Annotated in this window: 10 protein-coding genes; 7 read left to right on the top strand and 3 right to left on the bottom strand. The window is 72.8% G+C overall.

Annotated features, from left to right (window positions below):
- Window positions 1–306: 306 nt before the first annotated feature.
- The gene (gene meaB, locus AC07DW_RS31320; protein WP_478861042.1) at window positions 307–1,266 is read right to left on the bottom strand and encodes a methylmalonyl Co-A mutase-associated GTPase MeaB; all 960 of its coding nucleotides are present in this window, start codon (window positions 1,264–1,266) and stop codon (window positions 307–309) included.
- Between the two features lie 28 nt (window positions 1,267–1,294).
- On the bottom strand, window positions 1,295–2,503 hold the full coding sequence (locus AC07DW_RS31315) for an acetyl-CoA C-acetyltransferase (RefSeq protein ID WP_478861041.1): 1,209 nt from the start codon (window positions 2,501–2,503) through the stop codon (window positions 1,295–1,297).
- A 137-nt stretch (window positions 2,504–2,640) separates the two neighbouring features.
- On the opposite strand from AC07DW_RS31315, the gene mce reads away from it, so the two are divergent.
- From mce to AC07DW_RS31280, 7 genes are all read left to right on the top strand, one after another.
- Window positions 2,641–3,081, top strand: a complete 441-nt coding sequence (gene mce, locus AC07DW_RS31310; RefSeq protein WP_344427096.1) for a methylmalonyl-CoA epimerase — start codon at window positions 2,641–2,643, stop codon at window positions 3,079–3,081.
- A gap of 175 nt (window positions 3,082–3,256) precedes the next feature.
- Window positions 3,257–7,342: a polarized growth protein Scy gene (scy, locus tag AC07DW_RS31305; RefSeq protein ID WP_478861040.1), complete on the top strand. Its 4,086-nt coding sequence runs from the start codon at window positions 3,257–3,259 to the stop codon at window positions 7,340–7,342.
- A gap of 115 nt (window positions 7,343–7,457) precedes the next feature.
- Window positions 7,458–8,396 (top strand): cellulose-binding protein, encoded by a 939-nt coding sequence (locus AC07DW_RS31300; RefSeq protein WP_478861039.1) that lies wholly within the window; start codon window positions 7,458–7,460, stop codon window positions 8,394–8,396.
- Between the two features lie 187 nt (window positions 8,397–8,583).
- Window positions 8,584–9,519 carry an ABC transporter ATP-binding protein gene (locus AC07DW_RS31295; protein WP_478861038.1) on the top strand — a complete coding sequence of 312 codons (936 nt, stop codon included), beginning with the start codon at window positions 8,584–8,586 and terminating at the stop codon, window positions 9,517–9,519.
- 2 nt (window positions 9,520–9,521) lie between these two features.
- Complete coding sequence (locus tag AC07DW_RS31290) at window positions 9,522–10,301, top strand: ABC transporter permease (protein WP_478861037.1); 780 nt, start codon at window positions 9,522–9,524, stop codon at window positions 10,299–10,301.
- 126 nt (window positions 10,302–10,427) lie between these two features.
- The gene (locus tag AC07DW_RS31285; protein ID WP_478861036.1) at window positions 10,428–11,609 is read left to right on the top strand and encodes an ABC transporter ATP-binding protein; all 1,182 of its coding nucleotides are present in this window, start codon (window positions 10,428–10,430) and stop codon (window positions 11,607–11,609) included.
- A complete protein-coding gene (locus tag AC07DW_RS31280; protein ID WP_478861035.1) occupies window positions 11,606–12,415 on the top strand; it encodes an ABC transporter permease in 810 nt (269 codons plus the stop codon). The genes AC07DW_RS31285 and AC07DW_RS31280 overlap by 4 nt, the downstream gene beginning before the upstream one ends.
- Window positions 12,416–12,433: 18 nt before the next feature.
- On the opposite strand, the gene AC07DW_RS31275 is transcribed toward AC07DW_RS31280, so the two are convergent.
- A complete protein-coding gene (locus tag AC07DW_RS31275; protein ID WP_478861034.1) occupies window positions 12,434–12,763 on the bottom strand; it encodes an ATP/GTP-binding protein in 330 nt (109 codons plus the stop codon).
- Window positions 12,764–12,908: the final 145 nt, after the last annotated feature.

Below are 12,908 nucleotides of genomic sequence, written 5' to 3'. Positions count from 1 at the left end.
CCCGCGAGGTCTACCGCGCCCTGACCAGCACACCAACCGAACGAATCACTCAAACCGACCTCGCTCCAGCGGCTTGACAGCCATAGGAGCATCCCACGGCCCGCACCCGGCGACCGGCCGTCCGGCCGCCCCGGCCCGGCGGACAGCGTGGGCTGGTCCCCCGGGCTCGCCGCCCCGGCCCGTTCGGCCCCACCGGCGAGCCGCGCGGACTCCGCGGGTGGGTGGTGGGGCGGGGCCCACCGGCCGCAACCGACCCCGGCTCGCCCCGCGGGGCGGCGACCCGGTCCCCCCGCAGGGGGCAGCGCGTCAGTGGCCGGTGAGGCCCGCGACCAGTTCGTCGGCCGCCGCGTACGGGTCGAGTTCGCCCGCGACGATGCGCTCCGAGAGCGCGTCCAGGCGCCGGTCGCCGTGGAGGTCGCCGATCCGTTCCCGCAGGGCGGTGACCGCGATCGTCTCGACCTCGTGCGCCGCCCGCGCGCGGCGGCGTTCCGCGAGGACGCCCCGCTCCTCCATCCACGCGCGGTGCTTCTCGAGCGCCTCGACGACCTCGTCGACGCCCTCGCCCCGCGCGGCGACCGTCTTCACGATGGGCGGCCGCCAGTCGCCGGGCCCGCGTGACTCACCGAGCCCGAGCATGTGGTTCAGCTCGCGCGCGGTCGCGTCGGCACCGTCCCGGTCGGCCTTGTTGACGACGTACACGTCGCCGATCTCCAGGATGCCCGCCTTCGCCGCCTGGATCCCGTCGCCCATTCCGGGCGCGAGCAGCACCACCGAGGTGTCGGCCTGCGAGGCGATCTCGACCTCCGACTGCCCGACGCCGACCGTCTCGACGAGCACCACGTCGCACCCGGCCGCGTCCAGTACCCGGATGGCCTGCGGGGCGGCCCACGCCAGCCCGCCCAGGTGTCCCCGGGTCGCCATCGAGCGGATGTAGACGCCGGGGTCCGACGCGTGCTCGGACATCCGCACCCGGTCGCCGAGCAGCGCGCCGCCGCTGAACGGCGACGACGGGTCGACGGCGAGCACGCCGACCCGCTTCCCGGCCCGCCGGTACGCGGTGACCAGCGCCGACGTCGACGTCGACTTGCCGACGCCGGGCGAGCCGGTGAGGCCCACCACGTACGCACCGCCCGCGAGCGGGGCCAGCGCCGCCATCACCTCACGGAGCTGCGGGGACGCCCCCTCCACGAGCGAGATCAGCCGGGCCACGGCGCGCGGCCGGCCCTCCCGTGCCTGGGCGACCAGTGCGGGGACGTCCACCTTCACGTACGTAGCTCCTTACTCGCAGCGAGGATTACTTGCCGTTGCCCGGGACGCGGAGGATCAGCGCGTCACCCTGACCGCCGCCGCCGCACAGCGCAGCCGCGCCGACCCCGCCGCCGCGCCGCTTGAGCTCCAGCGCCAGGTGCAGGACGACACGGGCGCCGGACATGCCGATCGGGTGCCCGAGCGCGATCGCGCCGCCGTTGACGTTCACCTTTTCCGGGGACACCCCGAGGTCCTTCATTGACTGGACGGCGACGGCCGCGAACGCCTCGTTGATCTCGATCAGATCGAGGTCGGCGACGTCCAGCCCCTCCTTCTTCAGCGCGTGCCGGATGGCGTTCGACGGCTGGGACTGGAGGGAGTTGTCGGGACCGGCCACGTTGCCGTGGGCGCCGATCTCGGCGATCCAGTCGAGGCCGAGCTCCTCGGCCTTGGCCTTGCTCATGACGACCACGGCGGCGGCGCCGTCGGAGATCTGGGAGGAGGTGCCCGCCGTGATCGTGCCGTCCTTGGCGAAGGCGGGGCGGAGCTTGCCCAGGGACTCCGCCGTGGTCTCGGGCCGGATGCCCTCGTCCTTGCTGAAGACGACCGGCTCGCCCTTGCGCTGCGGGATCTCGACGGGCGTGATCTCCGCCTCGAAGAGGCCGTTCTTCTGCGCGGCGGCGGCCCGCTGGTGCGAGAGGGCCGCGATCTCGTCCTGCGCCTCGCGGGCGATGCCCAGGCGCGTGTTGTGCTTCTCCGTGGACTCGCCCATGGCGATGTTCTCGAAGGAGTCGGTGAGGCCGTCGTACGCCATGGCGTCGATCATCTCGATCGCACCGTACTTGTACCCCTCGCGGGACTTGGGCAGCAGGTGCGGCGCGTTCGTCATGGACTCCTGGCCGCCGGCCACGACGACGTCGAACTCGCCGGCGCGGATCAGCTGGTCCGCGAGCGCGATGGCGTCGAGGCCCGAGAGACACACCTTGTTGATGGTGAGCGCGGGCACGTTCATGGGGATGCCGGCCTTGACGGCGGCCTGACGGGCGGGGATCTGGCCGGCGCCGGCCTGCAGCACCTGGCCCATGATCACGTACTGCACCTGGTCACCGCCGATGCCGGCCCGGTCCAGCGCGGCCTTGATGGCGAACCCGCCGAGGTCGGCGCCCGAGAAGGTCTTCAGCGAGCCGAGCAGACGGCCCATGGGCGTGCGTGCGCCCGCGACGATGACTGAGGTGGTACCGGTCGTTCCAGACATGAGGCACGGCCCCTTGGATGTGGGAGTGAACGAGGGTTTACCGCCAATGTACTGAGCGGTACGTGTCCTGGTCACCGGGCGGCCAGTGTGATGGCGCGCACGTTGCGTAACCACCTCCTTGGCGCTGCACTGGTCCCATGCTGACGCGAATCGACCACATCGGGATCGCCTGTTTCGACCTCGACAAGACCGTTGAGTTCTACCGTGCCACGTACGGCTTCGAGGTGTTCCACGAGGAAGTCAACGAGGAGCAGGGGGTCCGCGAGGCCATGCTCAAGATCAACGAGACCTCCGACGGAGGCGCCTCCTACCTCCAGCTCCTGGAGCCCACCCGCGAGGACTCCGCCGTGGGCAAGTGGCTCGCCAAGAACGGCGAGGGCGTCCACCACATCGCCTTCGGCACGGCGGACGTCGACGGGGACGCCGCCGCGATCCGTGAAAAGGGTGTGCGGGTTCTGTACGACGAGCCGCGCATCGGGTCCATGGGGTCCCGTATCACGTTCCTGCACCCCAAGGACTGTCACGGCGTCCTGACGGAACTGGTGACCTCGGCGGGGACGTCCTCCGTGGAGCACTGACCACCGGATTCCCGGCCCGGTAGAGTGGGCGGCTCCGGGCCGGGGCCGGATCGGGGCCGTGCCGCGGCGTCGTGGTCGAGCCATTCGATCTGACACCATTCCCCGGGGGGCCGTTCGCCGGCGAACGGTGCTCGTACCAAGAGAGTTGCGACCAGGGGACGGATGGGACCGCGCAGTGCGGGGCTACGAACGCCAGGAGAGCCACCGGGCTGACGACCACCTTTCGCGGTTCGAAGCCGAGATGGACCGGCTGAAGACCGAGCGGGAGAAGGCCGTCCAGCACGCCGAGGACCTCGGTTACCAGGTCGAGGTGTTGCGCGCCAAGCTCCACGAGGCGCGCCGCACCATCGCGTCCCGGCCGGCGTACGACAACGCCGACATCGGCTACCAGGCCGAGCAGTTGCTGCGGAACGCCCAGATCCAGGCCGACCAGATGCGCTCGGACGCCGAGCGCGAGCTGCGCGAGGCCCGGGCCCAGACGCAGCGGATACTGCAGGAGCACGCCGAGCACCAGGCGCGCCTGCAGGCGGAGTTGCACGCCGAGGCGGTCCAGCGGCGCCAGCGGCTGGACCAGGAGCTGTCCGAGCGCCGCCAGACGGTCGAGGCCCACGTCAACGAGAACGTGGCCTGGGCGGAGCAGCTGCGGGCCCGCACCGAGGCGCAGGCCCGCCGCCTGATGGAGGAGTCCCGCGCGGAGGCCGAGCAGGCGCTCGCCGCGGCCCGCGCGGAGGCCACCCGGCTCGCCGAGGAGGCCCGTCGGCGCCTGAGCGCCGAGACGGAGACGGCCCGCGCGGAGGCCGAGGCGATCCTGCTGCGCGCTCGCAGGGACGCCGAGCGGCTGCTGAACGCCGCGTCCACGCAGGCCCAGGAGGCCACCAGCCACGCCGAGCAGCTGCGCAGCGCGACGACCGCCGAGTCGGACCAGGCGCGCCAGCAGGCGGCCGAGCTCAGCCGGGCGGCCGAGCAGCGGATGGCCGAGGCGGAGGAGCGGCTGCGCGAGGCCCGCGCGGAGGCGGACAAGGTCGTCGCGGAGGCCCGCGAGTCGGCGGCCAGGCGGCTGTCGACCGCGGAGTCGGAGACGGAGCAGCGCACCCGTACGGCCAAGGCGGAGATCGCCCGGCTGGTGGCGGAGGCGACGAAGGAGTCCGAAGCGCTCAAGGCGGAGGCCGAGCAGGCGCTGGGCGACGCCCGCGCGGCGGCCGAGAAGCTGGTCGCCGAGGCGTCCGAGAAGGCACGTACGGCGGCGGCCGAGGACAGTGCCGCCCAGCTCGCCAAGGCGGCCCGTGCCGCCGAGGAGGTCCTGTCCAAGGCGTCGGACGACGCGCAGGAGACCACCCGCAAGGCGTCCGAGGAGGCCGAGCGGATCCGCCGCGAGGCGGAGGCCGAGGCGGACCGGCTGCGGTCCGAGGCCCACGACACGGCCGAGCAGCTCAAGGGCGCCGCCAAGGACGACACCAAGGAGTACCGCGCCAAGACGGTCGCGCTCCAGGAGGAGGCGCGCCGGCTGCGCGGCGAGGCCGAGCAGCTGCGGGCCGAGGCCATCGCCGAGGGCGAGCGGATCCGGGGCGAGGCCCGGCGCGAGGCGCTCCAGCAGATCGAGGAGGCGGCGAAGACCGCCGAGGAGCTGCTGACCAAGGCGAAGGCGGACGCCGACGAGCTGCGCACGGCCGCGACGGCCGAGAGCGAGCGGGTCCGTAGCGAGGCGATCGAGCGGTCGACGGCGCTGCGCAAGCAGGCCGAGGAGACGCTGGAGCGCACCCGCGCCGAGGCCGAGGAGCTCCGTACCGAGGCCGAGGAGCAGGCCGGGTCGGTACGGGCCGCGGCCGAGCAGGCAGCCGCCGCGCTGCGCGAGGAGACCGAGCGGGGCATCGCCGCCCGGCAGGCGGAGGCCGCCGAGGAGCTGGCCCGGCTGCACACGGAGGCAAAGACCCGTCTCACGGCGGCCGAGCAGGCGCTCGCCGACGCGCGGAGCGAGGGCGAGCGGATCCGCCGCGAGGCCGCCGAGGAGACCGAGCGGCAGCGCGGCGAGGCCGCCGAGCGCATCCGTACGCTCCAGGCGCAGGCCGAGCAGGAGGCCGAACGGCTGCGCACCGAGGCGGCGTCGGACGCGTCGACGGCCCGCGCGGAGGCGGAGAACGCGGCGGTACGGCTGCGTTCGGAGGCCGCCGCGGAGGCGGAGCGCCTCAAGACGGAGGCGCAGGAGTCGGCCGACCGGGTGCGCGCGGAGGCGGCTGCCGCCGCCGAGCGCGTGACGACGGAGGCCGCCGAGGAGCTGGCCGCCGCGCGGGAGGAGGCCAACCGGCGCCGCCGCGAGGCGGAGGAGACGCTGGGCGCCGCGCGCGGCGAGGCCGACCAGGAGCGGGAGCGGGCGCGCGAGCAGAGCGAGGAGCTGCTGGCGTCGGCGCGCAAGCGCGTCGAGGAGGCGCAGACCGAGGCGCAGCGGCTGGTCGAGGAGGCGGACCGGCGGGCGACCGAGATGGTGTCGGCCGCCGAGCAGACCGCGCAGCAGGTGCGGGACGCGGTCGCGGGGCTCCAGGAGCAGGCCGAGGAGGAGATCGCCGGGCTGCGGTCGGCGGCCGAGCACGCGGCGGAGCGGACGCGCGGCGAGGCGCAGGAGGAGGCGGACCGGGTCCGTTCCGACGCGTACGCGGAGCGGGAGCGGGCCGCGGAGGACGCGGGCCGGGTACGGCAGCGGGCGCAGGAGGAGGCGGATGCCGCCAAGGCGCTCGCCGAGCGCACGATGGCGGACGCCATCTCCGAGTCGGAGCGGCTGAAGAGCGACACGGCCGAGTACGCGCAGCGGATGCGGACGGAGGCGTCGGACTCGCTCGCCGCCGCCGAGCAGGACGCGGCGCGCACCCGTGCGGAGGCCCGTGAGGACGCCAACCGCATCCGCTCGGAGGCGGCGGCGCAGGCGGACCGGCTGGTCGGCGAGGCGACGTCGGAGGCCGAGCAGATGACGGCCGAGGCGGCCGAGCTGCTGGCCGTGTCGGAGCAGGACGCGGCGCGGCTGCGCAGCGAGGCCGAGCAGGTCAAGGCGGAGGGCGAGGCACAGGCCGAGGAGCTGCGGGCGGCTGCCCGGGCGGACGGCGAGAAGGTCCTCGACGAGGCGCGGAGGGCCGCCGACAAGAGGCGGGCGGACGCGGCGGCGCAGGCGGACCAGCTGGTCGGCGAGGCGACGGGCGAGGCCGAGCGGATCGGCGCGGAGACCGCGGAGCGGGTGGAGCGGCTGGTCGCGGAGGCGACCGCGGAGGCCGAGCGGCTGCGCGCGGAGGCCGCGGCGGAGGCCGAGCGCCTGGTGGCCGAGGCGACCGGCGAGGCGGAGCGGCTGCGGGCCGAGGCGGCCGAGACGGTCGGTTCCGCGCAGCAGGCCGCGGAGCGCATCCGTGCCGAGGCCGAGCGGCTGCGTACGGAGTCGGAGGCGGCGGCCGAGGAACTGCGCGCCGAGGCGCGGGCCGAGGCGGACCGGGTGGTCGACGAGGCGCGCGAGGCGGCGGCCAAGCGGCGGGCGGACGCGGCCGAGCAGGCCGACCAGCTCGTCGCGAAGGCGCGGGAGGAGGCCCTGCGGGCCACCGCGGAGGCGGAGTCGCAGGCCGACACGATGGTGGGCGCGGCGCGCAAGGAGGCGGAGCGGATCGTCTCCGAGGCGACGGTGGAGGGCAACTCGCTGGTGGAGAAGGCCCGTACGGACGCCGATGAGCTGCTGGTCGGGGCGCGGGGTGACGCGACGGCCATAAGGGAGCGGACGGAGGAGCTGCGCCGGCGTACCGAGGCGGAGATCGAGGAGCTGCACGAGCGGGCCCGCCGGGAGAGCGCCGAGCAGATGAAGTCGGCGGGCGAGCGGGTGGACAAGCTGGTGAAGGCGGCCACCGAGCAGCGGGCCGAGGCGGAGGCCAAGGCGAAGGAGCTGCTGGCGGACGCCAACTCGGAGGCGAGCAAGGTCCGTATCTCGGCGGTGAAGAAGGCGGAGGGGCTGCTCAAGGAGGCGGAGCAGAAGAAGGCGACGCTCACGCGCGAGGCGGAGAAGATCAAGGCGGACGCGGAGCGCGAGGCCGAGCAGATGATCTCCGAGGGGAAGCGGGAGCTGGAGGTGCTGGTGCGCCGCCGGGAGGACATTCAGGCCGAAATCTCCCGTGTCCAGGACGTGCTGGAGGCGTTGGAGTCTTTCGAGGCGCCTTCGGGGGGTACCAAGGACGGCGGGGTCAAGGCCACTGCGGCAGCAGGGGTTACCCGTTCGAGTGGCAAGTCAACCGACGAGTAAGCCACTCAAAAGGCTGGACATTCTCCAGTTTGAACGGGCATCCGCTCGAAGACACGCCGTGTGGACCCCTAGGATTCCCCCTAACACCTCACCGGTCTCATTCGACAGGAACCCCATGAGCGACACTTCCTCCCCCTTCGGCTTCGAGCTCGTGCGGCGTGGTTACGACCGCGGTCAGGTGGATGACCGCATTACCAAACTCGTCGCCGACCGAGACAGTGCTCTGGCCCGAATCACCTCTCTGGAAAAGCGCATCGAGGAGCTCCACCTCGAGACGCAGAACGCCCAGGCCCAGGTCAGCGACGCCGAGCCGTCGTACGCCGGTCTCGGTGCCCGCGTCGAGAAGATCCTCCGTCTCGCCGAGGAGGAGGCGAAGGACCTGCGCGAGGAGGCCCGTCGCGCCGCCGAGCAGCACCGTGAGCTCGCCGAGTCGGCCGCGCAGCAGGTGCGCAACGACGCCGAGTCGTTCGCCGCGGAGCGGAAGGCGAAGGCCGAGGACGAGGGCGTCCGGATCGTCGAGAAGGCCCAGAGCGAGGCGAACTCGCTGCGCGCCGAGGCGCAGAAGGACGCGCAGTCCAAGCGTGAGGAGGCGGACGCGCTCTTCGAGGAGACCCGGGCGAAGGCCGCGCAGGCGGCCGCCGACTTCGAGACGAACCTCGCCAAGCGGCGGGAGCAGTCGGAGCGGGACCTGGCGTCGCGTCAGGCGAAGGCGGAGAAGCGTCTCGCCGAGATCGAGCACCGGGCGGAGCAGCTGCGCCTGGAGGCCGAGAAGCTGCGTACGGACGCGGAGCGCCGGGCCCGTCAGACGGTGGAGACGGCGCAGCGTCAGGCCGAGGACATCGTGGCGGACGCGAACGCCAAGGCGGATCGTATCCGCAGCGAGTCGGAGCGCGAGCTGGCGGCGCTGACGAACCGCCGGGACTCGATCAACGCCCAGCTGACCAACGTCCGCGAGATGCTGGCGACGCTGACCGGTGCGGCCGTGGCCGCGGCGGGTTCGCCGGCGGACGACGAGCCGGTCTCCCGCGGCGTCCCGGCGCAGCAGACCCGCTAGTCGGCGTTCCGGCCGGCCCTGTCGGTTCCGTCGGTTCCTCCCGAGGGCCCTGGGGCCCATGACGCGCAGGCCCGGCGGCCGTGCGCGCGTGGGCCTCGCGGGGCCCTTTCGCGTACGCCGGGTGCGGGAGAAGAGGGGCCGTGTCATTCCGGTGGCGGCCCGCGCGGGGCGCCCGTAGCGTGGACGGGTGATCGAGCTCGAGGGCCTGACGAAACGTTTCGGTACGAAGACGGCGGTCGACCACCTCTCCTTCCAGGTCCGCCCCGGTGTGGTGACGGGCTTCCTCGGTCCCAACGGCGCGGGCAAGTCCACCACCATGCGGATGGTCCTGGGCCTGGACCACCCGACCGGCGGCTCGGTCCGGATCGACGGCCGGCCCTACCGGGAGCACGACGAGCCGCTGAAGTGCATCGGGGCGCTGCTGGAGGCCCGTGGGCTGCACGGCGGGCGCACCGCGTACAACAACCTGCTGTGCCTGGCGCAGTCCAACCGCATTCCGGAGAGCCGGGTCTCCGAGGTGCTGGAGCTGGTGGGGCTCACGGCCGTGGCCAGGAAGAAGCCGAAAGGTTTTTCGATGGGTATGGGGCAGCGGCTGGGAATCGCCGCCGCGCTCCTGGGAAATCCGCAGATCCTGATGTTCGACGAGCCCGTCAATGGTCTGGACCCCGAGGGAATTCACTGGATCCGCAATCTGATGAAGGCGCTGGCCGCCGAAGGGCGGACGATCTTCGTGTCCAGTCATCTGATGAGCGAAATGGCGTTGACGGCCGACCACTTGATCGTGATCGGGCAGGGGCGGCTCCTCGCGGACACCTCGATGGCGGATTTCATCCAGCGGAACTCCCGCAGTTTCGTCCGGCTGCGCTCCCCGGAGCGCGAGCGGCTGCGCGACGCGCTGCACGGCGCCGGCCTGACCGCGGCCGAGACGGGGAACGGCACGCTGGAGGTCGACGGCGCGACGACCGAACAGGTCGGCGACCTGGCGGCGCGCCATGGCATCACCCTGCACGAGCTGAGCGCCCAGCGGGCCTCGCTGGAGGAGGCGTTCATGCGGATGACGGCTGGGGCGGTCGAGTACCACGCGCATTCCGCCTCCGGGCCCCAGTGGTCGAAGGAGGTCTGACGATGGCCTCGGCACCCGCGGTCCTCAGGTCGGAGTGGACCAAGATCCGTACCGTCTCCTCCACGGTCTGGACGCTGGTCAGCGCCCTGATCGTCACCGTCGCGATGGGCGCGGCGCTGTCCGCCCTGGTGCGCGAGACGTTCGACGAGATGCCCCCCGTCGAGCAGGCCACGTTCGACCCGACCGTGGTCAGCTTCTCCGGCATGCTGCTGGGCCAGCTGGCGATGGTGGTGTTCGGCGTCCTGGTGGTCGGCACGGAGTACAGCACCGGCATGATCCGTACGTCGCTGGCCGCCGTCCCGCAGCGGGCGGCCTTCCTCTTCAGCAAGATCGCGGTGGCCGCGGCGCTGGCCCTGCTCGTCGGCCTGGTGACGTCCTTCCTGAGCTTCTTCCTCGGCCAGGCGCTGCTCGGCGAGCACCGTACGGCGATCGGCGAGGCGAACGTGCTGCGCGCGGTCATCGGCGGCGGCCTCTACATGGGCCTGATGGCGGTGTTCTCGATGGGCGTGGCGGCGATGCTGCGCTCGACGGTGCTGTCGCTCGGCATCCTGGTGCCGTTCTTCTTCCTCATCTCCCAGATCCTCTCGAACGTGCCGAAGGCCAAGGAGGTCGCCGAGTACTTCCCCGACCAGGCGGGCTCCACGATCATGCAGGTCGTCCCCGGCGCCCTGGGGAGCGACCCGGCGCCCTACAGCCCCTGGGGCGGCATGGGGATCATGCTGCTGTGGGTCGCGGCGGCCCTGGCGGGCGGCTACCTGGTGCTGAAGCGGCGGGACGCCTAGGGGGTGTCACTTCTGACGGCATGGCTGGAACCGTCAAGGGGCGGATACGCTCTTACCTCTTACGGGGGTCCTGCGTGAGCGTGCCGCAGGCCCGACGACGTGACCACCTGTCGATGGGGCTGGAGAATGATCGAGGCAGTCGGCCTGACGAAGCGCTACGGCGCCAAGACGGCCGTGTACAACCTTTCCTTCCAGGTGAGGCCGGGCACCGTGACCGGCTTCCTGGGACCGAACGGCTCCGGCAAGTCGACGACGATGCGCATGATCCTCGGGCTGGACCGGCCGACGTCGGGCCATGTGACCATCGGTGGTCATCCCTTCCGGCAGTTGCCGAACGCCCCCCGTCAGGTGGGCGCCCTGCTGGACGCCAAGGCCGTGCACGGCGGGCGCAGCGCGCGCAACCACCTGCTGTCGCTGGCGCAGCTCGCCGGCATCCCGGCCCGCCGGGTGGACGAGGTGCTCGGGGTCGTCGGGCTCCAGGACGTGGCCCGGAAGCGGTCCAGCGGGTTCTCGCTCGGCATGGGCCAGCGGCTCGGCATCGCGGCGGCGCTGCTCGGCGACCCGCAGGTGCTGCTGTTCGACGAGCCGGTCAACGGCCTGGACCCCGAGGGCATCCTCTGGGTGCGCAACCTGATGAAGGCGCTGGCCGCCGAGGGGCGGACGGTCTTCGTCTCCTCGCATCTGATGAGCGAGATGGCGCTCACCGCCGAGCACCTCATCGTCATCGGCCGCGGCCAGCTCATGGCGGACATGAGCGTCAAGGACTTCATCTCGGCCAACTCCGCGGACTTCGCCCGGGTGCGCACCCCGCAGACCGAGCCCGCCCAGCGAGAGAAGCTGATGGGCGTCCTCGCGGAGGCCGGCGGGCAGGTCATGTCCGAGCCGGACGGCGCCCTGCGGGTGACCGGCCTGCCCCTGCCGCGCATCAGCGACCTGGCGCACGGCGCCGACGTACGCCTGTGGGAGCTGTCACCGCACCAGGCGTCGCTGGAGGAGGCGTACATGCGCCTCACCCAGGGCGCCGTGGACTACCGCTCCACGGCCGACCAGCGGGCCGGGCTGATGCAGCAGCCGGACCCGATGGGGTACGCGCCGCCGCAGCCGGTCGCCCCGGAGGTGCCGCAGCAGGGTTGGTACGCCCCGCCGCCGCCCGGTCAGAACCCGTACGCGGGCGACGGGCAGCCGGGCGCGCAGCACGCGGTGGCCCAGCCGCCGCAGCCGTACCAGGGCGCGCCCGCGGCCCCGCCCGCGCCGCCCGCCCCAGCCGCAGCCCCCGCAGACCTGAGCAAGAGCGAGGACGCCCGATGACCACCGCCCCCTACCAGCAGCAGTACACCTCGCCGATCCCGGTGCGCCGCGCCCACCTCGGGGACGCGCTCGCCTCCGAGTGGACCAAGATCCGCTCCGTGCGCTCCACGATGTGGACGCTCGGCGTGATGGTCCTGCTCATGGTCGGCGTCGGCCTGCTGAGCATCGTGGCGATCAACGCGACCGACACCGACCTGGGCGGGGAGTCGGTCCTCTCGCTGGGCTTCAACGGCGTGCTGCTCGGCAGTATCTGCGTGGTCACGCTGGGCGTGCTGACCATCTCGTCCGAGTACGGCACCGGCATGATCCGCACGACGCTGACCGCCTGCCCCAGCCGCGGCCGGGTGCTGGCCGCCAAGGCCATCGTCTTCTTCCTGCTCACCCTCGTGGTGACGGCGGTGACCGCCACCGTCGTCGCGGGCATGCAGGCCGTGATGATCGATTCCGGTACGGCGTCCGGGGAGGAGTGGGTGCGCGCGACGATCGGCGCGGGCCTGTTCACCGCGGTCCTCGGCCTCGTGGCGCTCGCCGTGGGCGCCCTGGTCCGCCACTCCGCCGGCGCGATCACCATCATGATCGGTGTGATGCTGCTGCCGCTGGTCGCCGGCATCTTCATGTCGTCGCTGCCGAAGGTGCAGGAGTTCGTCTTCCAGTACTCGATCCCGAGCCTGCTCATCGCCTTCTACAGCGACACCGGCCTGATCGAGGGCGGCCCGCACGGCTGGACCCCGTTGTGGATCCTGGGCGCGATCGCCGCCGTCGCGCTGGCCGGGGCGTTCCTCGCCACCGAGAAGCGCGACGTCTGAGCCGACGGCCCTCCGGCCTCAGTGGCGGGGCGCGTTACGGGACCGCTGCACCCGCGTGGTGCGGCGGTCCCTCGCGTTCCAGCACGCCTTGTGCCAGTGCCGCCGGTCGTCCACCCCGCCGTACTCGGGCCAGGCCACCACGTGCGGCACGCCGGCGGGGATCTCCTGGTCGCAGCCGGGGCAGCGGTACCGCTTCCCGGCGGCGGCGCCGCCCGCCACGTGCCGCACCGACCAGTCCTCGTCCTGCCAGGTCTCGGTGCGGTGGAAGCTCCCGTACCGCTGACCCGGCTCGCCGCTGGTCTCGTACGGCTTCTCGCCGCCACGGGGGCGGTTGCGGCGCGGGGACACGGAACACCTCACTGGGGCGGACGCGGATATGTGCCCGTCCAGCCTAAAGGCCAAGGCCGTGAAGTTACGGCTTTGGGGCTGGTAGCGAGGGGTGTCGATCTGACTGAGTGCCGGACGTAGGAAGCGGAGCCCCGGTAGAACTGGC

It is taken from the genome of Streptomyces sp. NPDC045701, from assembly GCF_056432045.1.
Note: the sequence above shows the minus strand (reverse complement) of the source record. Positions and strands in the feature narration are given on the sequence as shown.